At 65.2% G+C, this 25,198-nt stretch carries 18 protein-coding genes; 6 read left to right on the top strand and 12 right to left on the bottom strand.

Annotated elements, in window-relative coordinates:
• The first annotated feature begins 179 nt into the window (after window positions 1-179).
• Window positions 180-857, top strand: coding sequence for a ribose-5-phosphate isomerase RpiA (rpiA, locus tag AC56KZ_RS06450; RefSeq protein WP_497161327.1), 678 nt, complete (start codon window positions 180-182; stop codon window positions 855-857).
• Between the two features lie 6 nt (window positions 858-863).
• Here rpiA and arfB read toward each other — a convergent pair whose 3' ends face one another.
• Window positions 864-1,262, bottom strand: coding sequence for an alternative ribosome rescue aminoacyl-tRNA hydrolase ArfB (arfB, locus tag AC56KZ_RS06445; RefSeq protein ID WP_497161326.1), 399 nt, complete (start codon window positions 1,260-1,262; stop codon window positions 864-866).
• Window positions 1,263-1,438: 176 nt separating this feature from the next.
• Here arfB and AC56KZ_RS06440 point away from each other — a divergent pair, with 176 nt between their 5' ends.
• Window positions 1,439-1,843: a hypothetical protein gene (locus AC56KZ_RS06440; protein ID WP_497161325.1), complete on the top strand. Its 405-nt coding sequence runs from the start codon at window positions 1,439-1,441 to the stop codon at window positions 1,841-1,843.
• Between the two features lie 204 nt (window positions 1,844-2,047).
• Here AC56KZ_RS06440 and AC56KZ_RS06435 read toward each other — a convergent pair whose 3' ends face one another.
• The 4 genes from AC56KZ_RS06435 to argA form a co-directional block, all read right to left on the bottom strand.
• On the bottom strand, window positions 2,048-2,890 hold the full coding sequence (locus AC56KZ_RS06435; protein ID WP_497162116.1) for a DUF817 domain-containing protein: 843 nt from the start codon (window positions 2,888-2,890) through the stop codon (window positions 2,048-2,050).
• A gap of 107 nt (window positions 2,891-2,997) precedes the next feature.
• Window positions 2,998-4,143, bottom strand: a complete 1,146-nt coding sequence (locus AC56KZ_RS06430; RefSeq protein WP_497161324.1) for a DUF3616 domain-containing protein — start codon at window positions 4,141-4,143, stop codon at window positions 2,998-3,000.
• Between the two features lie 112 nt (window positions 4,144-4,255).
• Complete coding sequence (locus AC56KZ_RS06425; RefSeq protein WP_497161323.1) at window positions 4,256-4,528, bottom strand: oxidative damage protection protein; 273 nt, start codon at window positions 4,526-4,528, stop codon at window positions 4,256-4,258.
• A gap of 37 nt (window positions 4,529-4,565) precedes the next feature.
• The gene (gene argA / locus AC56KZ_RS06420; RefSeq protein WP_497161322.1) at window positions 4,566-5,879 is read right to left on the bottom strand and encodes an amino-acid N-acetyltransferase; all 1,314 of its coding nucleotides are present in this window, start codon (window positions 5,877-5,879) and stop codon (window positions 4,566-4,568) included.
• A 54-nt stretch (window positions 5,880-5,933) separates the two neighbouring features.
• On the opposite strand from argA, the gene hrpA reads away from it, so the two are divergent.
• A complete protein-coding gene (gene hrpA, locus AC56KZ_RS06415) occupies window positions 5,934-9,971 on the top strand; it encodes an ATP-dependent RNA helicase HrpA (protein WP_497161321.1) in 4,038 nt (1,345 codons plus the stop codon).
• Window positions 9,972-9,978: 7 nt separating this feature from the next.
• On the opposite strand, the gene AC56KZ_RS06410 is transcribed toward hrpA, so the two are convergent.
• Window positions 9,979-10,608: a PRC-barrel domain-containing protein gene (locus AC56KZ_RS06410; protein ID WP_497161320.1), complete on the bottom strand. Its 630-nt coding sequence runs from the start codon at window positions 10,606-10,608 to the stop codon at window positions 9,979-9,981.
• Between the two features lie 380 nt (window positions 10,609-10,988).
• Here AC56KZ_RS06410 and AC56KZ_RS06405 point away from each other — a divergent pair, with 380 nt between their 5' ends.
• Window positions 10,989-13,136, top strand: a complete 2,148-nt coding sequence (locus tag AC56KZ_RS06405; RefSeq protein WP_497161319.1) for a gluconolaconase — start codon at window positions 10,989-10,991, stop codon at window positions 13,134-13,136.
• Window positions 13,137-13,214: 78 nt separating this feature from the next.
• On the opposite strand, the gene AC56KZ_RS06400 is transcribed toward AC56KZ_RS06405, so the two are convergent.
• From AC56KZ_RS06400 to AC56KZ_RS06375, 6 genes are all read right to left on the bottom strand, one after another.
• Window positions 13,215-13,832: an alpha-ketoglutarate-dependent dioxygenase AlkB family protein gene (locus AC56KZ_RS06400; protein ID WP_497161318.1), complete on the bottom strand. Its 618-nt coding sequence runs from the start codon at window positions 13,830-13,832 to the stop codon at window positions 13,215-13,217.
• 4 nt (window positions 13,833-13,836) lie between these two features.
• On the bottom strand, window positions 13,837-14,700 hold the full coding sequence (locus AC56KZ_RS06395) for a hypothetical protein (RefSeq protein WP_497161317.1): 864 nt from the start codon (window positions 14,698-14,700) through the stop codon (window positions 13,837-13,839).
• A gap of 151 nt (window positions 14,701-14,851) precedes the next feature.
• Complete coding sequence (locus AC56KZ_RS06390; RefSeq protein ID WP_497161316.1) at window positions 14,852-17,707, bottom strand: Hsp70 family protein; 2,856 nt, start codon at window positions 17,705-17,707, stop codon at window positions 14,852-14,854.
• Window positions 17,704-19,548, bottom strand: coding sequence for an Hsp70 family protein (locus tag AC56KZ_RS06385; RefSeq protein WP_497161315.1), 1,845 nt, complete (start codon window positions 19,546-19,548; stop codon window positions 17,704-17,706). The genes AC56KZ_RS06390 and AC56KZ_RS06385 overlap by 4 nt, the downstream gene beginning before the upstream one ends.
• A complete protein-coding gene (locus tag AC56KZ_RS06380) occupies window positions 19,545-20,111 on the bottom strand; it encodes a DUF2760 domain-containing protein (RefSeq protein ID WP_497161314.1) in 567 nt (188 codons plus the stop codon). Before AC56KZ_RS06380 ends, AC56KZ_RS06385 begins: the two co-directional genes overlap by 4 nt.
• A gap of 123 nt (window positions 20,112-20,234) precedes the next feature.
• Window positions 20,235-20,495, bottom strand: a complete 261-nt coding sequence (locus AC56KZ_RS06375) for a hypothetical protein (protein WP_497161313.1) — start codon at window positions 20,493-20,495, stop codon at window positions 20,235-20,237.
• A gap of 168 nt (window positions 20,496-20,663) precedes the next feature.
• On the opposite strand from AC56KZ_RS06375, the gene AC56KZ_RS06370 reads away from it, so the two are divergent.
• Both AC56KZ_RS06370 and AC56KZ_RS06365 read left to right on the top strand, forming a co-directional pair.
• Window positions 20,664-23,627, top strand: coding sequence for a response regulator (locus tag AC56KZ_RS06370; protein WP_497161312.1), 2,964 nt, complete (start codon window positions 20,664-20,666; stop codon window positions 23,625-23,627).
• Between the two features lie 8 nt (window positions 23,628-23,635).
• On the top strand, window positions 23,636-25,192 hold the full coding sequence (locus AC56KZ_RS06365) for a response regulator (protein ID WP_497161311.1): 1,557 nt from the start codon (window positions 23,636-23,638) through the stop codon (window positions 25,190-25,192).
• Window positions 25,193-25,198 lie beyond the last annotated feature (6 nt).

Raw genomic sequence — 25,198 nt, 5'->3', positions numbered from 1 at the left:
TAATGCTTATTTGCAATCGAACCAGTGTCGGGTATTTCCGCGCCCCCTGCAATTCAATATGGATATGCATGGGCAAGAATCGCGTATGCATGTCCCGGCCTCGCGACAGGCGCAATCGGCGGCAGCGCCCCCCGATCCGTTAAAATGGCGGCATTTCCTTCTTTACCATTTCAGACATCATGACTCAGGACGAACTCAAGCAAGCCGTGGCGCGCGCCGCCATCGATTACGTGGTCGACGGCGAAATCATCGGCGTGGGCACCGGCTCGACGGCCAATTTCTTCATCGACGAACTGGCGAAGATCAAGGATCGCATCAAGGGCAGCGTCGCTTCTTCGGAAGCCACCGCCGCACGCTTGCGCGGGCACGGCATTCCCGTGTTCGACCTGAACGAGGTCGAGTCGATCGCCGTCTACATCGATGGCGCCGACGAGATTACCGACACCGGCGCCATGATCAAGGGCGGCGGCGCGGCCCTCACGCGCGAAAAGATCGTGGCCTCGGTGTCGAAGCAGTTCGTGTGTATTGCCGACGGCTCGAAACTGGTCCCGACCCTGGGTGCCTTCGCGCTGCCGGTGGAAGTCATTCCGATGGCGCGCGCGGCCGTGATGCGCAAGTTGCAGGCGCTCGGCGGCCAGCCGAAGCTGCGCTTGCAGCCAGGCAGCCAGGACGCCTTCATCACCGACAATGGCGGCGAGCTCATCGACGTGTCCGGCTTGCGGATCGCCGACCCGGTGGCGCTCGAAACCGAGATCAACGGCATTGTCGGCGTGATCGCGGTGGGCCTGTTCGCCCGGCGCGGCGCCGACGTCTGCCTGCTGGGCATGGCGGACGGCGTCAAGACCCTGCGCTTCTGATCCGTTCTATTCGGTGACCCTGCCGCGCAGCGCCTTGACCTGGCCGCTGCGCGTTTTTTCGTCCAGCCGGCGGCGCTGCGAACCGCGCGTCGGCTTGGTTGCCCGGCGTACCAGCTGCACCTCGGACGCCGCATCGACCAGTGCCTGCAGGCGCTGCAGCGCCTCTTCCTTGTTCTGTTCCAGGCTGCGCGATTGCTGCGCCTTCAATACCACCACGCCGTCGCGGGTGATGCGCGAATCGCGCATGGCGAGCATGCGTTCCTTGACATGGTCCGGAAGCGAAGAGGCGCCGACGTTGAAGCGCGCGTGCACCGCGCACGACACCTTGTTGACGTTCTGCCCGCCCGGGCCCTGGGCGCGAATGGCAATAAAGTCGACTTCAGCGGGATTGAGCGTCACGCTCATGAAAAACCTTGAGGCCGGATGGGGTGAATCATATTATCCTTGCAACTGGTGAAGTGACGCGAACACGGTTATTCTAGAAGGATGGAAACTGCTGTGTTGCTGTTACAACTGTAACGTGTGCACGTATTTCTTGGAAACGTGTAATCTAATGACAACTATTAATTGAGGAGTGCACCATGAATAAAATGACTATTTCCGCCCTGATGCTGGCCGTCGCTGTTCTCGCCACTGGCTGCAAGAAAGCCGACAACGATCCTTCGACCGGTCCTGCACAGGAAGCCGGCGCTGCGATCGACAATGCAGGCGCTAAAGTTGCTGAAGAAACCAAGGAAGCCGGCGCCGCCGTCGGTGCTGCAACCGAGCGTGCTGCTGAAAACGTCGACCAGGCTGCCGAGAAGGCCGCTGCCAACGTCGACCAGGCAACCGACAAGGCCGCCGCCAACCTGAAGGAAGCCGGCGCCGAAGTTCGCCAGGAATCGAAAGAAGCTGCTGCTGAAGTCGCAGCGGGCGCTGACGCCGTGAACGACAAAACCGGCAAGGCCATCGAGCGCGCTGGCCAGAAAATGCAAGACGGTAAGTAATTCGGACTGGCCGGCGGCACGCGCTGCCGGCTGTCTTCGAAAGCCCGTCCACCTGTCCTGCAGGTGGCTGGGCTTTTTTGCTTTTACGCCCTGATCGTCATTGCAGGATGAAGCGCACCACGCGCGAAGCCAGCAACAACACGACGATGACGATGGCGACCCGGATGGCAATGCGCATGCCTTTGCTGCGTGTTTTGTTCATGTTCATGCCTCGGCAATATGGATTTTCGATTTGATGTGCTTGAGTCCGGCGACGATGGTGAAGGTCATGATCACCAGCAGCGACCATGAACTCCATTTGCTCAGGTGGACGATCGACCAGGCCCCGAGCTGGTTCGGATAGCGCCACACGCCCCAGAAGGTGCCGATATTTTCGGCCAGCCAGATGAAGAAGCCGATCAGGACAAAACCCAGCATCAGCGGCATCTGGCGGTCACGGTCGAGCGGACGGTAAATCACGACCGTGCGCGAATACAGTCCCAGCGCGCAGGCGGCCAGGTACCAGCGGTAGTCGCCGATGTAATGGTGGGTGAAGAAGTTCGCGTAAATCAGGATGGCGATGGTGGCCGCCATCCAGTAGGGCGGATGGTGGCGGATGCGCAGGTCGAACATGCGCCAGGCCTGCACGATATAACTGCCCACCGAGGCGTACATGAAGCCGGCGAACAGCGGCACCCCGAGCACTTTGGTGTACGCGAAGTCCGGGTAGCTCCATGACTGAATACTGCCGGATACCTTGAAGGCCTCGAGCGCGAAGCCGACTACATGGAACAGGCAGACCGCCTTCAGTTCGTCCCAGGTTTCGAGCTTGGCATGGACCATCCAGAGCTGGATCGCGAGCGCCACGATCAGGAGCAGGTCGTAGCGTGGAATGCCGAATAGCCCTGCACGCGGCATCACCAGGACGCTTGCCATGAAGGTGAACACGAACAGGCAGGAACGGGCGTTCTTGAAGCCGAAGTATAAGAATTCGATCAGGCCGCGCCGCAAGCGGCTCATCTGCCGCGGCCGGGCATCCATCAGGAAGTTGTCGAACGCGGCAAGCATGGTCATGTTTTTGTCAGCCGTAGCGTAGTGGCCGCTGCTGGGTCAGCAGGGCATCGACATTTTATTGCAAGCCGGGCTCCGCTGCACTGAAACAGGTCCCCGCTGGTTCAGCCGGCCGGCTTTTTTCGCTTCGGCAGGGAAAACACATCGGCCACCAGGGTACTCTCGCCGATCTGGCGGCTGGGCGACGCGGAATCGTGCACGACCAGCAGGCCTTCCTCGCCGCCATCCTTGGCCGAGAACAAAGCGATCCCTTCCGGATGGTCGACGCCTTGGCCGAAGGGCAGGGACAGCACATGCTCGAGCTGCGTGTTCGGCACGATGCAGCCGCCGTCCGGCTGGACGCCGCCCGGCCAGCGGTACAGGACGACCGGACCGTCCAGGTCCATCGTCGGCCCGGCCAGGATCAGCAAGTCCTCGCCCTGCACGCACAGGTCGCGAATGCCCAGTCCGTGCAAATCGAGGAAGTGCTTTCGGTACAAGTCGCCGCTCTTGTCGACCGGCCCCAGCCGCAAGGTCGCGCTCTGCGCGTCTTCGACGGGCGCCACCTCGATGATTGTGGCCCAACCGCGCAGGACCGGACCGCGCAGGCCGAGCAGAAGGTGCTTGCCGGCCACTGCCAGGCCTTCGATGTCGAAACCGTTGTCCTTGCCGGGGATGGCAAGGAAGGGGCCGAGATGCTCGTCCTGCTTCAGGAGTTCGGTCAGTTCATTGCCATGGGAATCGCCGCGCAGGATGGCTGCATGGCGTTGCTTGTTCTTGCTCCCGGTTTCGCGCACCAGCGTGTAGCCGTCGCCGTCCGCAACGATGGGAATGCGTGCCAGCAGATAGCGGTTGCCGTCGGCGCTCACCGTGGCGAGTCGCTTGTATGCCTTCTTCGTTCCGTCGCCGTCTTTCGGCTGCTTGCGGCGCAGGCTGTGCGAGCCGACCACCCAGAGATACTTGCCGTCGCAGGCCAGGCCCTCGATATCGGCTTCGTTGAGTTTGTCGTCGCCCTCGCTCGTGGCCGGCAGCGGCATCGGCAGGAAGTCGTGCAGCGCATACTGCTTGTGGTCGCGTGTAAAGCTGCTCTTGCCCTGGCTGTCTTCCGGGCGCAGCGTCAGGCGCTCGATGGTGACGGATTCGTCGTTGGCCAGCCACAGGGAAGTGCCCATGCGCAGCGCAACCGACAAGCCATCGCGCAATTCCTTGTCAGGCGCGAGCTCGTCGCGTTCCGGGTGGAATTCGAGCAGGACGATATTGGACGGATGCATGCGTATTCCCCTGGTGGCTTGGACCTCAAGCATACTGCGTGCGGGTCGCCGGGAACACACGATTGCGCGCAGGGCGCGCAGACGGGCAGGCGAGCGCCTGCCCGGGACAAATTTACGCCGTCGGCGGCACGTAGCCGACAGCGGCATCGGCGCCGTCGCCGAAGAAATGCTTTTCCATCTGCTGCGCCAGGTATTTGCGCGCGCGGTCATCGGCCAGGTTCAGGCGGTTTTCGTTGATCAGCATGGTCTGGTGCTTCAGCCATGCCTGCCAGGCTTCCTTCGACACCGACAGGTAGAGCTTCTTGCCCATCTCGCCGGGCACGGGCGGATAGTCGAGGCCTTCGGCTTCCTTGTTCAATTTCATGCATTGGACCATGCGGGCCATATCGTGCTCCTGAGTCGGTAAGTAAATAAAGCGAAGATTATAAGGTCTTGATGAAGACCTGTGATTTGCGCTGCCAGTTATACATGTGCTGGCGGTCTTTCGGCAGGTCGTCGACGGTGGCCGGCTGGAAGCCGCGCTTCTTGAACCAGTGCGCGGTGCGCGTGGTCAGCACGAACAGTTTGGTGAGACCGGCGGCGCGCGCGCGGTTTTCCATGTGCTTCAGGATGCGCTCGCCGTCGCCCTGGGCCTGCACGTCCGGGTTCACGGTCAGGCAGGCCATTTCGCCCATCTTCGCTTCCGGGAAGGGGTACAGGGCGGCGCAGCCGAAGATCACGCCGTCGTGCTCGATGACGGAGAACTGGTCGATTTCGCGTTCGATCAGTTCGCGGCCGCGATAGACCAGGGTGCCGTCCGCTTCGAGCGGCTCGATCAGCTTGATAATTCCGCCGACGTCCTCAATTGTGGCCGTACGCAGGCTTTCCAGGTTGTCGTGGCTGATCATGGTGCCGACGCCATCGTGGGTGAACAGCTCGAGCAGGGCCGAACCGTCCATCTCGAAGGACACGATGTGGGCGCGGTCGACGCCGCTGTTGCAGGCCTTGATCGCGTGGCGCAGGTAAAAGGCGCCGTCCGGCGGCAGGAAGTTCGCCTGCAGCACGGCCTCGGCCTGGTGCGAGGACAGCTCGCGGATTTCGGTGCCGGCGGCGTCGATCATCATCGGCGTTTCGGTGATGAAGATGAGTTTGTCGGCGTGGAGGGCGATGGCGGCCGAGGCGGCCACGTCTTCCATCGTCAGGTTGAAGACTTCGCCGGTCGGCGAAAAACCCAGCGGCGAGAGCAGCACCAGGTTGTCTTCGGTCTGCAGGATCGGGGCGATCTTGTCGGCGGCGATCTTGCGGGTCATGCCGGTCAGCTCGAAATCGACGCCATCGATCACGCCGAGCGGACGGGCGACGACGAAGTTGCCGGACACGATGCTGATCTGGGCATTCGACATCGGCGTGTTCGGCAAGCCCTGGCTGAAGGCGGCTTCGATATCGAGGCGCAGCTCGCCGGCCGCTTCCTTCGCGCATTCCATCGCGGCGGTGTCGGTGATGCGCACGCCGTTGTGAAAACGGCCCTCGACGCTGCGCAGGCCAAGCTGTTCGGCCACCTGCGGACGCGAGCCGTGCACCAGCACGATGCGGATGCCGAGGGCGACTAACAGGGACAGGTCTTGCGCCAGTACCGGCAGGGCGCCTGAGGCGACCAACTCGCCGGGGAAGGCAACGACAAACGTCTTGCCGCCAAAGGCATGAATATACGGCGCGACAGAGCGCAGCCACTGGACGAATTGGGTAGGGTTTTCCATTTGCCGCATTATAATTCGCTGCGCGACTTGCGCACCAAATACCTCGTAAAAACAATGTCTGAACAGAGCAACAAGCCTTCGCCGAATACGGCGCGCGCAGAGTCACCGAATCGCGCACCGAATCGCGAACCGAATCGCGCGCCGACGCGGGCGCCGACTGTCGCAAGCAAGCCGCCGCGCGAACCGAGGCTTCCACGCGCGCCGCGCGTTCAGACGCCGCTGCCGCCGATCACCTATCCCGAAGACCTGCCGGTCTCGGGCCGGCGCGAGGAAATCGCCAAGGCCCTGATGGAGCACCAGGTCATCATCGTCTCGGGCGAAACCGGTTCCGGCAAGACGACCCAGCTCCCGAAGATCTGCCTGCAGCTCGGGCGCGGCGAAAAGGGCCTGATCGGCCACACCCAGCCGCGTCGCATCGCCGCGTCCTCGACCGCCAAGCGCATCGCTTTCGAGATCGGCACGCCGCTGGGCGAGCACGTCGGCTTCAAGGTGCGCTTCAACGATACGCTGCAGCCGGGCGCCTCGATCAAGCTGATGACCGACGGTATCCTGCTGGCCGAGACCCAGACCGATCCGATGTTGAAAGCCTACGACACGATCATCATCGACGAGGCCCACGAACGCAGCCTGAACATCGACTTCCTGCTCGGCTACCTGAAGCAGCTGCTGCCGCGCCGTCCCGACCTGAAGGTGATCATCACCTCGGCCACCATCGACGCCGAGCGCTTCGCGCGCCACTTCGCGCAGGAAGGAAAAAAGCCGGTACCCGTGATCGAGGTGTCGGGCCGCCTGTACAAGGTCGAGGTGCGTTACCGCCCGGTGGACCGCGACCCCGTCATGGCCAATGGTGGCGGCAGCGACAGCAAGCCGCAACCGAAAGCCCAGCAGGCGCGCGAAAAACGCGACCTGATGGATGCGGTGGTGGAGGGCGTCGACGAGGTGTGCCGCCTGGGCCAGGGCGACGTGCTGGTCTTCCTGCCGGGCGAGCGCGAAATCCGCGATTGCGCCGAAGCGCTGCGCAAGCACCATCCGCCGCATGTCGAGATCCTGCCGCTGTTCGCGCGTTTGTCGGTGGAAGAACAGGACCGCGTATTCCGCACCACGAATGCGCGCCGCATCGTGCTGTCGACCAACGTGGCCGAGACCTCGCTGACCGTGCCGGGCATCCGCTATGTGGTCGATGCCGGCCTGGCGCGCATCAAGCGCTACAGCTTCCGCAACAAGGTCGAGCAGCTGCAGGTCGAGCCGATCGCGCAGTCGGCGGCGAACCAGCGCGCCGGCCGTTGCGGCCGCGTGGCCGATGGCGTCTGCATCCGCCTGTACGAGGAAGAGGATTTTTTACAGCGCCCGAAATTCACGGAACCCGAAATCCTGCGCTCCTCGCTGGCGGCCGTTATCCTGCGCATGAAGTCGCTGCACCTGACGGACGTCGAGACATTCCCCTTCATCGAGCCGCCGCAGGGCCGCGCGATCGCCGACGGCTACCAGCTGCTGCAGGAAGTGGGCGCCGTCGACGATGCCAACGAACTGACGCCGCTGGGCCGCAAGCTGGCGCGCCTGCCGCTTGACCCGCGCGTCGGGCGCATGATCCTGGCCTCGCTGGACAACGACTGCCTCTCCGAGATGCTGGTCATCGCGGCGGCGCTGTCGGTGCAGGACCCGCGCGACCGGCCGATGGAATACCAGCAGCAGGCCGACGAGAAGCATAAAAAATTCGCCGACGAGAAGAGCGAATTCCTCAGCTTCCTGAAAATCTGGGCCTGGTTCGAGGATGCCATCGCGCACAAAAAAACGAATCGCCTGTTGCAGGAGAACTGCCGCGCCAACTTCCTGTCGCAGGTGCGCCTGCGCGAGTGGCGCGACGTGCATTCGCAGCTCCTGACCATCGTGCGCGAGCAGGGCTGGCGCCTGAACGAGGCGCCGGCCACCTACGACCAGCTGCACATGGCTCTGCTTACTGGCCTGCTGGGGAATATCGGCTTCAAGGCCGAGGATGAGCCGGGCGCGGGTTATCTCGGCGCGCGCGGCATCAAGTTCCATGTCTGGCCCGGTTCCTCGCTCCTGAAAAAACCCGGCAAGTGGATCATGGCGGCGGAACTGGTGGAAACCACGCGCCTGTACGCGCGCTGCATCGCCCAGATCCAGCCGGAATGGGTGGAGAAGGTGGGGGCGCACCTGCTCAAAAAGTCCTGGGGCGAGCCGCGCTGGGAAAAGAAGCCGGCGCAGGTGTCGGCGCTCGAGCGCGCGACCATGTACGGCATCGTCGTCTACAGCGGCCGCCGCATCAACCACGCGCTGCACAATCCGTACGAGGCGCGCGAAATCTTCATTCGCGACGCCCTGGTGGCGGGCGACTACGAAACGCGCGCGCCCTTTTATGCCCACAACCACAAGCTGGTGAAGGAGATCGAGAACCTCGAGCACAAGTCGCGCCGCCAGGACGTGCTGGTCGACGACCAGCTGATCGCCGCCTTCTATGACGCCGAAATCCCGAAGGATGTGGTGAACGGCGCTGGTTTTGAAAAATGGTACAAGGACGGCGCGCGCGACAACCCGAAACTGCTGTTCCTGAACCGCGAAGAGCTGATGCGGCACGAGGCGGCCGGCGTCACGACGGAACTGTTCCCCAAGGTGATGAACGTCACCGGCATCGAGATGGGACTGTCCTACCACTTCGAGCCGGGCAGCCTGCGCGACGGCGTCACGCTCGCGGTGCCGCTGTTCGCGCTGAACCAGATCCCGCTCGAACGCGCGGCTTGGCTGGTGCCGGGCATGCTGAAGGAAAAAGTCCACCTGCTGCTCAAATCCCTGCCGCAAAAGATTCGCCGCCACTGCGTGCCGATTCCGGATTACGCGGCGCGCTTTGTCGACCGCGTCCATGCGGCCGGCGCCTTTGGGCGGGGCGACCTGATCGACGTGTTGATTCTGGATGTGCGCGCCGAAACGGGCGTCAACGTCCTCACCGCCGACTTCAAGATCGAGACGCTGCCGACCCACCTGTTCATGAATTTCAAGGTCATCGACGAGCATGGCCGCCAGCTCGACATGGGACGCAACCTGTCGACCCTGCAGGCCGAACTGGGCGGGCAGGCGCGCCAGAGCTTCCAGAAGCTGACGGAAGCGGCGCCGGCAGCGGTGGCTGCCGCCCAGCCGGCGGCGGTTGCGGCGAAGGGGACGGCGCCCGCCGCCCCCGCCAAGGCCAAGGGGAATGCCCCGGCTGGCGCCGTGGCGCCGGCGCCGGCCGGCCAGCACACCAACCTCACCAGCTGGACCTTCGGCGTGCTGCCCGAGCTCCTGGAAATCAGCCAGGGCAAGCTGACCCTGATCGGCTTCCCGGCGCTGGTCGACAAGGGCACCCATTGCGACCTGGAAGTGTTCGACGACCCGAACGTGGCGGCGCGCACCCACCGCGTCGGCCTGCGCCGCCTGTTCGCGCTGCAGCTGAAGGACCAGCTGAAATTCGCCGAGAAGAACATCCCCGGCTTGCAGGGCATGGGCATGCAGTTCATGACGGTCGGCTCGCAGGAAGAGCTGCGCGACCAGATCATCCAGAAGGCGATCGACATCGCCTGCCTGCAGGACCCGCTGCCGAGCGACGCCGCCTCCTTCAACAAGCGCAAGGAAGAGGGCAAGGGCCGCATCGGCCTGTTGATCAACGAGATCGCGCGCCTGGTGGGTTCGATCCTGGCCGAGTTCCACGGCATGCCCAAGCGCCTGAACGGGCTGGCGCAGCCGGTGGCGGCGGACATGACGGCCCAACTGGCGGGACTGGTGCACAAGCGCTTTGTGGCCGACAACGAGTACAGCCAGCTGGCGCACTTCCCGCGCTATTTAAAGGGGATGAACATCCGCCTGGAAAAGCTGCGCGGCAACCCGGCGCGCGACGCCCAGCTGATGGCCGAATGGCAGAACGCCGCCAGCCAGTTCCAGCGCATCTCCAAGCAGCCGGGCAAGAGCAACGACCCGCGCATGACCGAGTTCCGCTGGATGCTGGAAGAGCTGCGCGTGTCGCTGTTCGCCCAGGAACTGCGCACGCCGATGCCGGTGTCGGCCAAGCGGCTGCAGAAGGTCTGGGAGTCGATGATCCGATAAGCTTCCCTTATCCGATATTGCTGCCCCGGATCCGGCTGATGTCCTTGTCGTCGCCCAGGTTGCCGGGACGCGGGTCGACGCTGGCGCCCGAGCCGTGCACTGCGGCTTCGGTATTGCCCATGCCGCCGGCGCTTGTGTGCGTACCTGCGGCCATGCCCGAGCCGATGCCGGCGCCGCCGCCTTCGCTCATCCCCGTACGCATGCCGGCGCCCGGCGCCATGGCCGGCCCGCCGCCGCGGTTCGGGTCGGTGCCGTAGAAGGTGTGGACCTGGTTGGCCCAGGCGACGTCGCTCATGTCGGGCCAGGAATCCTTGTTGAAGCCGGGGGCGGTTTTCAAGCGCTCCTTCTCGACGTCCAGTACGAAGCGGTGGTGGGTGGTGTCGAGCTGCAGCGCCTGCCAGGGCACGGCGAACAGTTTTTCGTGCATGCCGAGGAAGCCGCCGAAGGCGAGCACGGCATAGGCCACCCGGCCGCTGGCCATGTCGAGCATGATTTCCTTGATGTCGCCAAGTTTTTCCTCGGCGCCATTGACGACGTGCTCGCCCAGCAGGGTGTCCGCGCCCATCAAGGCCGGTCCTGGCCCCGTGTTGCTGCTGTGCTTGTACATCCCGTATTTGTCACGATCCGCGTAGCTCATTGCCGTCTCCTCCAAGGTGGTGTTGCCCCAAAAGCGTAGGGCGCAGCACTTCAAAGTTCATGATCTGGATCAAATGTGCGGGGCGTGGATTTGTCACGACAGCGTCATGAGGAACTGCCAAGCTATGCGAACTGGCGCACAGAACGAGCTCAGCAGTATGACTATCCTGATAATACCTGTTACGGAGAGCACAACAATGACCATCACTTCGCGCTGCAACCACCCTGGCCCGCTGGCCAAGCTGATCCCGACCCGTTCGATTTCCTCGCTGTTCGCGCGCCTGCTGCGCAAGCGCTGATTCTGCGCACGGTGCACCGGCCTGCCGTGCGAGGCAGGCTGATCGGTTAGACTTTCGGTTTGTGCAATCCGCAGGCCTTGACGTGAACCGAAAATCGACCATAGCGGCACTCGCTGCCGCAGGTGTGCTGGCCGCCGGCATTACCGGCTATCTGATCCAGGCCGGGCGCGACAAAGCCTCCATCCGGCCGGCGCTGCTGTTGCCCGCCGCCGCACCGACCCAGGCCTTCTGGGCCGCACGCGTGACGCCGCTGGCAGGCAGCGGCCAGGATGGCGTCGCCGACGGCCCCGCTGCCGCCAGCCGCTTCAGCGACCCCTTCGGCGTCGCGCTCGACGCGCACGGCAATGTGTACGTGGCCGACGGCGGCGACAGCAACCGCATCCGCCGCATCGACCGCCAGGGCAGCGTGTCCACCTACGCCGGTGGCAGTGAAGGCTTCCTCGATGGCGGCGGCGAAGGCAAACCCGCAGCCGCTTTCCACACCCCCTCGGCGCTCGCCTTCGACCGCGTCGGCAACCTGTACGTGGCCGATACCGGCAACCACGCCATCCGCAAAATCGCACCGAACGGCAGCGTCACCACGCTCGCCGGCGACGGCCAGCCGGGCTACCTCGACGGCCAGGGGCGGGCGGCGCGCTTTCATGCACCGGTCGGCATTGCGCTTGATGCGCGCGGCAACGTGTACGTGGCCGATACCTACAACGACCGCATCCGCCGCATCGCGCCCGATGGCAGCGTCACCACGGTCGCCGGCAGCGCCCGGCCGGGCAATCTCGACGGGCCGGCGGCGCTGGCTGCCTTCGATACCCCCAGCGCCATCGCCGCCGCCAGGGACGGCACGCTGTTCGTCGCCGATACCGGCAACAATGCGATCCGCCGGATCGGACTTGAGGGCAGCGTGACGACGGTCGCCGCGCCGGTCGAGGGCGAGCCGAACCCGGTACTGCGGCGCCCGAGCGGGCTGGCGCTGAGCGCCGATGGCTACCTGTACATCGCCAGCGGCGCGGGCGGGCGCATCCTGCAAATGGCCCCAGGCGGGGAGGTGCGCGCGCTGCCCGACGCCGACCGCCCGCCCGAATCGACCTATGCCAGCGACGGCACAGTGCGCCTGTATGCGCCGCGCGGCATCGCGCTGGAGCCCGGCGGCGCCGTGGTGGTGGCCGATGCGCTGGCGCTGAACGTGGTGCGCCTGGCCCCGCCGCAGGCAGGCGTGCCGATGCCCTCGAACGCGCCACCGCCGCAACCGGTGCGCAAGGACCCGATGCCGTGGCCGGTCGGTCCGCAGGACCAGGCGCATGAAGTCGTGGGCCTGATGGGCGAAGTGCGCGGCAGCTATAACGGCGAGAGCCGCGACCACTTCCACGCCGGTCTCGATGTGCGCGCCGACATCGGCGCGCGCGTGCTGGCGGTGACGCCCTCCAAGGTGAGCGACCCGTATGCGAACTGGGGCTACGGATCGCTCAGCGAAGGCATCGCCGTCGGGCCGCTGTCGTATATCCACATGCGCGTCGGCCGCGACAGCCGCGACCGGGCCTTCGATGCGCGCTTCCAGCTGCTGCTCGACGCCCGCGGCAAACCGATGCGCGTACGGGTGCCGCGCGGTACCCGCTTCGCCGTGGGCGACGCGCTCGGCAGCATCAACAGCATGTCGCATGTGCACATGGATTATTACCCGGGCGGTTCCCTGGTGAACCCCTTGACCCTGCCTTTCACGGGCATCGTCGATACGATCGCGCCGCGCATCCAGGACGTGGCGCTGTACGACAGCATCGGCCGCCGCTTGCCGGGCAAACGCGGCCAGCCCGTGAAGGTCTCGCGCACGCTGGGCGAGGTCGCGATCGTGGCCGACGGCTACGACCAGATGGACGGCAACCTGGCGCGGCGCCGCCTCGGTCTCTACAAGCTGGGCTACCAGCTGCTGCATGCGGACGGGCGTGCGGTTGCCGGCTACGAACAGCCCTTGGTCACGCAGGTCTACGACCGCCTGCCGCGCGAGCGCGAAGCGGTCAAGCTGCTGTATGCGCCCAACAGCGGCATCACCGTCTACGGCAGCAAGGCCACGCGCTTCGCGTATGCCGTCAACAACCGCCTGCAGGACGGACGGGTCACGCCGGGCTCCTGGCGAGTCGGCGCGCTGGCGCCGGGCGATTACATCCTGCGCATTTATGCGGCCGATTTCGCGGGGCAGGTGGCGCTCGAGGGGCGGGATTTGGCGATTGCGGTGGAGTAAGGGGGATTGTGTTCGCGAATTGAAACGTTGAGTGTGATGTCAAGAGGTAGAAATACGCTTTGAAATACATTAAATCGTTTAATTTCTAATTATTTTTCTGAAGGTTAGATTTACTCGTGGCCCTAATTTAGTCGTTTTCTTTTCTATGCCATGAACCCAATTTCTTTGTGTTTCGCCAGACATAATCAGCAAGCTCCCTGATTGTAGCGGTATTTTTATCGGTTTTAATGACTTGTTGCTTTTTGGCTTCAGCACAAGAACTCTTTCTTCTCCAAGGCTGAACGATGCAATAGTCGGCGTCTCGCCAAGCTCTGCTTCGTCATCACTGTGAAATCCCATACTGTCTTTCTCGTTACGGTAATAGTTTAACAAAACACTGTTAAAAGTTTCCTCTGAAATGGTTTGAATTTTATTTTTTATAAGTAGCAGGGTTTCAGTCCACGGGGACGGTTTGAGGTAGATGCCTGAATATGTATATTCAAAATCTTCGTCTCCATACCACGCGATTAGTCGAGGTTGGAGATGGCGCTTGCCCCAGATCGTAATTTCTTCTTGCCTCCAAGGAGTTTGATTTAGTAGTGTTTCCAATAGAGTATCGTGTCGAATTCCTACATCGAGCGATGGAAAATAATTTAAACAACCCCCAGCAATAGGTAACGCAATAGATCGCGGGGGGGTGCCAAAAAGATCATTCATGAATTTAGTTTTTTTTCAATATTCGATAAGTTAATTGAGCCTGCAATTTCGACATATGACCAAATTTCTGTCGATAGTAGTTCAGTTCTGATGCCTGTTCGCTACTACTAGGAGTCATCCTAGTATCCGTAGCTAAAATGCAAGTTAACCCAGCTGCTTTCCATCTAGAATCAAAATAGTTTGTGAAACTGGTGTAACCATTATCATTATAGAGGAAGTAAGCCCCAGGTTTTGCTCCATCGAAAAGAGTCTCCCAGAACTCATCCAACTCCCCGTTTTTGTCTAACGCCTTTATTTCCGAAACAAAATAACTCAGCGTAAATAAATCCGCCTGTAGGAATTTTTTCTGAGACTTCCACGATTCTGGCACGGTTACGTCTAACGGTTGGAAAGCTGAGTTAAATTTTAAGTTCAGGTCTAAGGGTACATTTAGTTCGGTCCAGGTGTCAGCCCATGCCTGCTCTTTATCTAGCAAATAAGCCATGACTGATCGCACAGGTTCCTTATCGCCACGAGAGTCAAGATATTTAAGGACGCCGATAAGGTCGCTTCCTGGGCCACCGCCGACGCAGCTAATTCTCAATTCTTGCATTGAAAAAACTGGCTCGTCCATTTCCGATCGGAATGTTTTCAAGATCTGTACTATGTAGTCTGCATGAGCCGGAACATATTTATAAACATACGCGAATCGAGTGGCTGGGTCCTTATAATTAATAGGGGAGAATGAGGCGCTGTCCAGGTTCCCATATGCAGATACCAAGTACTGCATTCTTTGAGTGATGACTGCGTCTACCGAAGCGCCGTATTGAGCGCGCGCTTCTACATATATGTCGTCGAGAACAGTCTTTATAAGCTCAAATATAGTCATGTGCTCCTCCAAAAAGTTTTTTGAAGGTATCATATTTATACTGCACACTCTATGCGTTGAGGGTATTCACATAATTATTTTTTTGGAGTTGGATATTGATTACATAGCCGACGTTTCAATCTACTGAGGTGATGGCTCATCCATGGTTGAATCACCGCAACAACTTTAGGCCCGGCGGCAGTGCCTCGCCCAGCATCCGCGTTTCGCTGGCCTGGTCGAGTTCCACCACTTCGCGCACCATCGATGCCCAGGCCGCAGGGGCGCCGCTGGCGAGCAGGCGGCGCAGGACCTGGTCGCGCACGGCCTCACCGATGTCGCGCGAGCGGTCGCCCGTCATGCGCGCGATCTGGCTGGCCGCGAAGCCAGCCGGTTCGACCTTTTTCCAGTCCAGCAGCAGGAGTTTTTCCAGCCAGGCCTCGGCCGCTTCGACCGGCGCCACTTCGTGGGCGCTGCTGTGGAAGGACTGGCGCGCGCCGACGCGGCCCAGCGCCCACAGGTAGCGGGTATACGCGGCCGCGGTTTTCGCGTCCTGCTTGGCGCCGGCCGACGGAATCGCCGTGATTTGCTCCATCATCCAGTTGCCGATCTCCGCCTTGTAGCTTGCGGGGATGCGCTCGAGCGAGGCCCCGAGGCGCAGCATGTCGTCCTCGCTGCCGTCGACCAGGGTGATCGGGCGCTTGCCGCGCTCGGAGGCATCGGCCTGCAGGTTGAAGGCGAAGTCGTCGAGCAGGCGCAGTTGCGATTCGGTCGCGAGGCCGCCGGCCACGCGGCGCCACAGCGTCCACCACTCGGCGCGCACCTGGGTGTCCTTGTGGTATTGCACGCCGGCCTCGAACATCGCCCACAATTGCTCGATGCGCCAGCCGTCGAGCGGGTCGCCGAAACCGGGACGCAGGCAATAGCCGGCCAGGTTGAGCCAGGCGCGTTCGTGTTCGGCCGAGCGGCGCCGTCCCCTTGTGCGCTCCATCAGCGCGTCGAACAGGCGCCGCAGCAGCGGCGTGGTCCAGCGCTCGCGCGCGCCCAGCAGGTGTTCCAGGCTGGCGCGCAACTGGCGCACTTCTTTCGGGTCGACGCCCTTGGAACGGGTGCCGAAGACGCGGTCGATTCTGTCGATGGCGGCGTCCACTTGAGGCGGCAGCGCTTCTTCATGCGGCTCGTCCGCCTCAGTCCCTTCCGCCCCGCGCAGCTCGAAGGCGAGCTGCCAGCGTCCGCTGCCGTCCTCGGCGACGCAATGCACTTCCAGTGCGCCGACTTCGCTCAAGGCGGTCACCAGCTGCACCGCAATGTCGCTGCGCGCAGCGGCGCCGGGTGCGGCGCGCAGCACGGTGGCGATCGGCGGCAGCCGCACTACGTCCGCCGGCGCCAGGTCGACCAGTTCCCCGGCCCGCGGCGCGGCGCCCGCGTCGGCAATCGTCGAGACCAGGTGGAAGCGCACCGGCCGCCCCAGGCGCAGGGCGAAGCTGCGCTCGAGCAGCCGCACGTCGACGGCGGCCGGGGTCCCGCGCGGCAGCAGGCAGACCGCGCGCAGGGTGCCGGCGGCGCCCGGTTCTCCCGGTTCGCCGCCCAGCAGCAGATAGTAGCTGCGCGCGGCGCCGCTTTCGATGGCCGGCGCCTGGCCCTGGCGCGCCAGCGCATAGGCCACGCCGCCGCGCGCGACGGCCACGTCCGGATTGTCGTTGTGGAGGATACGCAGCGGCTGCCCGCGCCAGCGCGCCAGGATCTCGGCCACGCGCTCGGACAAGGCGGCGCCGCGGAATACGCCGCCGTTCAGGAGCAAGGTATCGGGCACAGGCAAGCTGTCGTCGTCCTCAGGCATGCCGAGCGCCGCGCGCGCCGCCGGCGCGTGCTGGCGCAGGAAATCCGCCAGGTGGCGCGTGATAGCCGGGTCGCTCGCATACGGCAGGCCGAATTCGACGATGCCGGCGCGCGCCCGTTTTGCGCCTTCCTGCGTTTCGTTCCAGGGAAAAAAGCCGTCCAGCACGATGCGCTCGATGTCGTCCTTGCGCAGCATGGCCTTGCGGCTGGCGCCGATCAGGCGCGAGCCGGCGCCGAGCAGGGTGACCGTCACCGCCTCGGGCGCATCGCTTGCCAGCAGCCCTTCCTTGGCCGCCCGGCAGCGTTCGGTAAGCTGGGCCAGGCGCGAGGCGCTCAGCCGCTGGGCCGGTGCGGCGTCGCCCTCGGCCATGCGCGACTCGACCAGGTGCGCCAGGGCCAGGTCCATGTTGTCGCCGCCGAGGATCAGGTGGTTGCCGACACCGATGCGGGTCAGCTTCGGTTCGCCATCCTCGAGTTCGACCTTCACCAGGCTGAAATCGGTGGTGCCGCCGCCGACGTCGAGCACCAGCACCAGGCGCGTGCCGGCGAGAGATTCGGCCAGCGTGGCGCGGTGGCGGTACAGCCAGTCGTAGAGGGCGGCCTGCGGTTCTTCGAGCAAATGCAGGTGCGCCAGGCCGGCCAGCCGCGCCGCTTCCAGCGTCAGCGCGCGCCCGGCCTCGTCGAACGAGGCCGGGACGGTGAGCACGACTTCCTGGTGCTCCAGCGGCTGCCCGGGAAAACGGGTGTTCCAGTTGGCGCGCAGGTGCGCCAGGTAGCTGGCGCTGGCGGCCACCGGCGAGACTTTGGGGACATCGGGCGCGGCGCCCCAGGGCAGGATCGGCGCCATGCGGTCGACGCCCGGGTGCGACAGCCAGCTCTTGGCGCTCGCCACCAGCCGGCCCGGTGTCGCGCCGCCCAAGCTGCGCGCCAGGCGCCCGAGCGCGACCTGTTCGACACCGGCGACGTCCACCTGAGGCCAGGGCAGCTGCAGTTCGCCGGCAGCCAGTTCGCCAACGGCTGCGTGGTAGCGGTTCGAGGGCAGCAGCGGCTGGGCAGCCACTTCGCCCGGCGCCACCAATTGATCGATGGCGAACAGTTCAAGCGCTTGCGTGCCCGGCCCGGCGCCCGGCCGGGCATAAGCCAGCACCGTATTCGTGGTGCCGAGATCGATGCTGACCAGCCAGGGTTTCACGGATGATCGGTCGGATTGCGCACGTCGAATTCGATCTTCCAGCGCTGGCCGTCCTGCGCCACCGCCGCCAGTTCGAGCGTGCCCGTGTCCAGCGCCAGCGCATGCAGCTTCACCTGCACCACGTCGCCGGGGTTGCGGCCATCCGCAGGCAGGGTCGCCTCGAGTTCGCCCAGTTCCTGCAGTTCGTCCGGACCCCAGAAATCGAGCACGTCGCCGATCTGGTCCTGGCGGCGCGTGGACGAACCGAAGAAGCGGAAATGTACCGGCTCGCCCACCACCAGGCCGAATTCCTGGCCGGGGAGTTCGAGTTCGCTGCCTTCTTCCATGCCGAAGGGCGCCACGCACAGCGCCTGGATCGGCGGTTCCATGCCGGGAATCGCCGGCATCGACGACTCCACGCCGACATAATAGGAGCGCGCCGTGCCGCCGCGGATGCGCACGCCGCCGCCGCGCCGCGCATAGCTGTAATACGCCGCGCCGCGCGCCACCGCGAGGTCGAGGTCGGCGCCACCGAGCATGCGCGCGGCCGGCGCGCCTTCCGTATTGAGCCAGTCGTTGATGGTGTCCATCACGCGTTGCGACAGCAGCTCGGATTTGAAGACGCCGCCGTTGAACAGCACCGCGCTCGGATGCAGAAAAGTATGTTCGCTGCTGACGGAACCGGCGAAACCGTCGAGTTCCGACGTGGCCCCGGCCTGGCGTGCCAGGAAGGCGGCCAGGTGGCGCGTGACAGCGGCATCGTGGGCGTAGGGCAGGCCGAGCTGGGTCAGGCCGGCGCGGGTGCGGGTGGCCGGACGGGCGGAGGCGTCGACACGCGGGAAAAAGCCATCCAGGATGAAGGCCGTGACTTCGTCGCGCGTCAGTTCGGTGCGGATCGAGCCGCCGATCAGTTTCGAGCCACGGCTCGGCACCACGATCGGCCAGGTGGTGGTGGCGGCGTCGGCCAGCAGGTGCTCCTTGGCGCCGCGGCAGCCATAGGTGAGGGCGCGCATCTGCCAGGCGTCGAGCTGGGTGCCGTTGGCGGCGAGTTTGCGCGCCACCAGGTGCGCCAGGGCGAGGTCCATGTTGTCGCCGCCAAGCAGGATGTGGTCGCCCACGGCGACGCGGTGCGGTTCGAGCTTGCCGTCGCGCTCGAGGATGGCGATCAGCGAAAAGTCGCTGGTGCCGCCGCCCACGTCCACCACCAGTACGATGTCGCCGGCTTGCACCTGCTTGCGCCAGGCGCCGCCGCTGCCCTGGATCCAGCTGTAGAGCGCCGCCTGCGGCTCTTCCAGCAGGGTGGCGGAAGTGTAGCCGGCGTTCCTTGCCGCTTCGGCGGTCAGTTCGCGCGCGCCCGGATCGAAGGAGGCGGGAATCGTCACCGTCACCTGTTGCTGCTCGAAGGGCGCGTCGGGGTGCGCATGGTCCCAGGCGCGGCGCAGGTGCTGCAGGTAGCGGGTGGACGCTTCCAGCGGCGAGACGCGTGCGATTTCCTCGGGCGCGTCCGGCGGCAGGATGGCGGCGCGGCGGTCCACGCCCGGGTGGCACAGCCAGCTCTTGGCGGAAGATACCAGGCGGATCGGCGTGGTGGCGCCGCGCGAACGCGCCATCTCGCCGGCGATCGCAGTGCCATCGTCCGGCCAGGGCAGGGCCAGTTCGCCCGGCGCCAGTTCGTCCGGATGCGGCAGGTACAGGAAGGAAGGCAGCAAGGGCAGGGAATCGACGCTGCCCGGCGCCGTCAGCTGCGGCACGTCCAGAACGCCGTGTGCGGTGCGCTCGCCGTCGCTCGCTTCCAGGTCGACATAGGACAGCGCACAGTGCGTGGTGCCGAGGTCGATGCCGATGGCGTAGCGGCCGCTCACAGTTCCACCTCCGCCGGTGCGATGACGGTCGCGTCATGTTCCTTGGCCAGCTGCGGCAGGCGCACTTGCGTCGCGCGCCAGCCGCGATGCGACAGGGTGCCCTTGAACGGCGCCTTGCCGACCACGTTGCCCGTCAGGCGCACGCTGGCCGCATCGAAGCCGTCTTCCAGCGTGACGCGCGCACCTTCGGCTTCGCTGCGCACGGGCTCGATGGTGAAGTGTTCCTTCAGCACGCGGGCGCAGCCTTCGTGGACGACGCGCGCGGCGGCGCCGATGTCGGCGTCGGCATAGGCGGCCAGGTTTTCGTGGGCGAAGTCGATCAGGCGCGCTTCGCGCTGGAGCAGGGTCAGCAGCTGCAGGGCCGCTTCCGGCGTCGCCACGCGCAAGGAGACGGGCGCCGGGGGCGCAGCAGCGGCGGGAGGCGCGGGAGCTGGCGCTACGGGGCCGATCGCGTCATCGCGCACGCGCGCGGCGAATTCGGCATCGCCGACGGTTTTGAAGAAGGTGCCGAAGGCCAGGGAAAGCCGGCTCCAGAAAGAGGGCAGTTGGGTCGGTGTGTTCATTCTTGATGTTCTGTAAGGTGAGGACCGGCGCACTGTGGGGCAAGGTCGGCGTCACGGTCCGGACAAACGCGAATGATACCAGTTCAACTACAAGGAGACGCCCCCACTCGGGAACCGTGCAGCTCAGCTCAGCAAGGCCCTGAGCACTTCCGAACTGTGTTCCATGCCGAATTGCAGCCGTCCCTGCGCATGGGCGATGCATTCTTCCGGCGTGCCGCTGCCGCGGGTGGCGGCATTGACGGCAATGGCCTTGCTGGCGATGCCGAAGGCGACGATGGCCTCGTCCCAGGACAGACCCGAGGCCAGCGCCTCTTCGACCACCCGCGCCGCCAGCACGCCGAGCTGGTCGACGCGTCCGTTGTCCGTGTTTTTTACTTTTAACATGGCATTTTCCCTTCGAAGAAGTTTAGAAATCCTACCAGTTCGACAACAAACGGGGCACGCACCGCTGGTGCAAGGCAAAGTCGCGCACGCTTGCAAGTCGATTTCCAGTGATACACTGTTGCCCGTGATTTCTTCCCATCCCCTGGTTCTTCCACCGTACAGGCGCATATGAGCACGATCGTTTGGCCCGCCTGTGGTGGCGAAACCGCCGCACTGCTACGCAGCCACGACTGGAGCGGCACGTCCCTCGGACCGACGGCCGCCTGGCCGCAAGCGCTGCGCAGCATGGTGGACATGCTCCTGCGCTCGCCCGTCGCGATGGTGGTGGCCTGGGGCGAGGACCGGGTACTCATCTATAACGACGCCTACGCCAGCATCGCCGGTGCGCGCCATCCTGCCGCCTTCGGCCTGTCGGTTTTTGAGGCCTGGCCCGAAACGCGCGATTTCAACGTTGGCGTCTACCAGGCCTGCTACGCCGGCCGCGAGCAGGTATTCCACGACCAGCACCTGGTGCTCGAGCGCGATGGCGGGCCGAAAGATGCCTGGTTCGACCTGGTTTACGTACCGGTGGTCGACGACGGCGCCCGCATCCGGGGCGTCCTGACCACCGTGATCGAGACCACCTCGCGCGTCCTGGGCGAACGCCAGCGCGCCGCCCAGGAAGAGCACCTGCGGCGCGCCAATGCCGACCTCGACGCCTTGCGCGTGCAGCTTGAAGTCGCCAACCGTCAGCTGGCCGGCGACATGGATTTTTTGAACGGCCTGTTCCGCCAGGCGCCGAGCTTCATGGCGGTGGTGACCGGGCCCGATCACGTCTACGAGCTGGCCAACGATGCCTACTTGCGCCTGATGCAGCATCGCCCCTTGCTCGGCAAGCCGGTGCGCCTGGCGGTGCCGGAAGTGGTCGAGCAGGGTTATATCGAGGTGCTCGACCGCGTGCGCGCAACCGGCGAGGCTTTCCATGGCGAAGACCTCGACGTGCTGCTCGACAGCGGCAACGGCACCGCCACCGAACGCCGCATCCTGAATTTCGTGTTCCAGCCCTTGAAGGATGCGGCCGGCCACATCTATGGCATCTTCATCGAAGGCGTCGACATCACCAACCACGCGCTGACCGAGGAGCGGCTGCGCGTGGCCCAGGAGGCGGGCGAGATCGGCACCTTCGAGTGGTTTCCGGCCACCGGCGAACTGGTCGTGTCCGAAGCCTACCGCCGCCTGTGGGGGTTCGCCCCGAATACCCACATCGACGCCGACCTGCTGGTGCGCCACGTCGATCCCGATTACCTGCACCTGGCCGGGCCTGCACGGCTGGGCAGCGACGCGAATCCGATCGCATACGCCGAATACGCCATCGTCCGTGCCGACACCGGCGAACGGCGCTGGCTTGCACGCCGCGGCCAGCCCGTGCCCTCGACCGTGGAAGGCGTGCAGCGCTACCTCGGCGTGGCCTATGACATCACCGACCGCAAGCGCACCGAGGAAAGCCTGCGCCAGGCCGAGATTGCGCTGCGTGCCTTGAACGGCGCGTTGGAGCGCCAGGTCGTGCTCGAGGAAACCGAACGTTTCAAGGCCGAGGAAGCGCTGCGCCAGGCACAGAAGATGGAAGCGGTCGGCCAGCTGGCCAGCGGCGTCGCCCACGATTTCAACAACGTGCTGCAGATCATTTCGAGCAACCTGCAACTGATGGAGCTCGACGGCGTGAACAGCGTGCTGGGGGCGCGCCTGGCCAGTGCCGTCGCCGCCGTCGAGCGCGGCTCGAAGCTGTCCTCGCAGCTGCTCGCCTTTGCGCGGCGCCAGCCCTTGCTGCCGGTGCCGACCCACCTGGGCCAGCTGCTCGGCGACATGGCCTCGCTGCTGGCGCGTGCGCTGGGCGACCGGATCGCGATTGCGCTCGACGGCCCGGCCGAGCTGTGGAACGTCGAGGTCGACCGCAACGGGCTCGAGAACGCGATCCTGAACATGGCCATCAACGCGCGCGACGCGATGGCGGGCGAAGGCAGGCTGGACATCTCCCTGGCCAACGCGCGTCTCGACGGCCCGGCGGGCCGCGAGCATGTCTGCCTGGCGATCACCGATACCGGCTGCGGCATGCCGCCCGAGGTGCTGGCCAAGATCTTCGACCCCTTCTACACGACCAAGGCGCCGGGCAAGGGCACGGGCCTGGGCATGAGCATGGTGTACGGCTTCGTCAAGCAGAGCGGCGGCGAAATCCGCATCGAGAGCCGTGCCGGCCAGGGCACCACGATCCGGATCTACCTGCCGCGCTCGCACGCCGCCGCACTGGACGCCGGCAGCATCGAGCGCGGCAGCGTGCACGGCGCCGGCGAAACCATCCTCGTCGTCGACGACGATGCCGCGGTGGTGGCCTCGACCACCGAGATCCTCGGGGGCCTGGGTTACCGGGTGCTGCGTGCCGGCGACGGCGGCGAGGCGCTCGCGATCCTGCAAGGCGGGGTGGCGGTGGACCTGCTGTTTACCGACCTGTCGATGCCGGGCACGGTCGATTGCGCCGCCCTGGTCGGCCAGTGCCGCGCCATTGCGCCGGCGACCCGGATCCTGCTCACCTCCGGGCAACTGCGCGATGGCGCCTTCGAGGCCGGCATCGAGCTGCTGCCGAAACCGTATAGCCGGGCCCAGCTCGCGCATGCCGTCCTGCTCTGCCTGGGCAGCACGGGCGCCGACGCCGGCGCCGAACGGCCCGCCGCGCCGCCGTTCGCGCCTCTCGACGTGCCGCTCCAGGAAGTCCGGCAGTCGCAGGATGGGCGCACCATCCTGGTGGTCGAGGACGATGCCGATACGCGTGAACTGGCTTGCGAGCTGCTGGACGCGCTGGGACACACGGCCAGCGGCAGCGCCTCTGCCGAGGACGCGCTCAAGCTGCTGCAGGAGCGCGCGGTCGACGTCCTGTTCACCGACCTGAATTTGCCGGGGCTGTCGGGCATCGAACTGGCGACCCGGGCGCTGGCCCTGCGGCCCGGGCTGAAAGTGATCCTGGCCTCGGGCGAGGGCGGCAGTATCGCGCTGCCCGAAGGAAGCGCCATCACGCTGCTGCCCAAGCCCTACGACCTGCTGCAGCTGCAGCTGAGCATCGCCGACCTGGCGCCCCCGGCCTGCCTGGCTGATCCATCCTGATGCCCGCCATGCCGAACCAGACCCTCGATACTCGCCTCCTGCTGATCGACGACCAGCCCTTCAACGCCGACCTCGTGCAAGGCATGCTGGCCGGCGAGCGCGGGATCCACATCGACTACCTGGACGACCCGACCCGGGCGGTGGAGTTTGCCGAAGCCTGCGCGCCGACCGTGATCCTGGTCGACCTGCACATGCCGATGGTGGACGGGCTGGAAGTGATCCGCGCCCTGAAAGGCCATGCGCGCCTGGGAGACGTGCCGATCATCATGGTCTCGTCGAACGACAGCCCGCAGATCAAGGCCGACGGCTTTGCCGCCGGCGCCATGGATTACCTGATCAAGTGGCCGGACCGGATCGAACTGGCGGCGCGCGCGCGGGCGCACTCGCGCGCTTACCGCACCATCGTCGAGCGCGACCAGGCGCGCCGCGCGCTCGACGACAGCCAGGCCGCGCTCTTGCTGCGCACGCGCGAACTGGCCGCCGCCGAGGCCTCGCTGCACGAGGCGCAGAAGATGGAAGCGCTCGGCCAGCTCACCGGCGGCATCGCCCAGGATGTCAACGACGTGCTGCAGCTGATCGGCGGCCACCTTCAGCTGCTGCGGGTGGCGCACCGGACGCATGAGCCGACGATCCGCCGGCTCGACGCCGCGGCCGACGGCATCCGCCGCGGCGCCGGCCTGGCGACGCAGCTGCTTGCCTTTGCCAGGCGCCAGCGGCTGCAGCCCGCGCTGTTGCGCGTCGAGGTCCTGCTGCGCGCGATGGAAGGCAGCCTGCGGCAGGCGCTGGACGGGCGCGCACTGACCCTGTCGATCGATGCCGCCGGCGCCCTGGTGTCGCTCGACCAGGTCGAGTTCGGGAACACGATGCTGCACCTGGTGCGCAATGCCGCCGAGGCGATGGCGGCGGACGGCCAGCTGGCGATCGACGTCGCGCGCGGGCTGCTGCCCGGCACGCAGCAAGATTGCCTGTGCATCCGCCTGGGCGACAACGGCGCCGGGATGAGCGAAGAAACCCGGCGCCGCGCCTTCGAGCCCTTCTTTTCGACCAAGGCGGGCAGCCGCCGGGCCGGCGTCGGGCTCAGCCTGGCCTTCGGCTTCGTCAAGCAGAGCGGCGGCCATATCGAACTGGCCAGCACGGCCGGCGCGGGGACCGTCGTCACCTTGTACTTCCCGCTGGTGCAGGGGCAGGACGGCTCTGCCGCCTTGACGGTGCTGGTGGTCGAGGACGAGGCAGCCGTGCGCACCGCCAGCGTCGAAGTGCTGCGCAAACTCGGGCTGTGCGTGCTCGAGGCGGCGGACGGCGAAACCGCGCTCGGCCTGATCCGCCAGAAGCTGCCGATCGACCTGCTGTTTACCGACATCGTGATGCCCGGCGCCACGCGCGGACAGGACCTGGCGCTGGCCGCGGCCGACTGCCTGCCGCGGGCGAAAGTGCTGTTCGCGTCCGGCTATCCGGGCGACGACGGCCTCGAGGACGAGATTTTCCGGCGCGTGCCGCTGCTGCAAAAACCGTATCGCCTCGACGAGATGGCGCGGCGGGTACAAAACCTGCTGGCGCCGGGCTGAACCCCC

It is taken from the genome of Telluria sp. LT2P34, from assembly GCF_059685915.1.
Note: the sequence above shows the minus strand (reverse complement) of the source record. Positions and strands in the feature narration are given on the sequence as shown.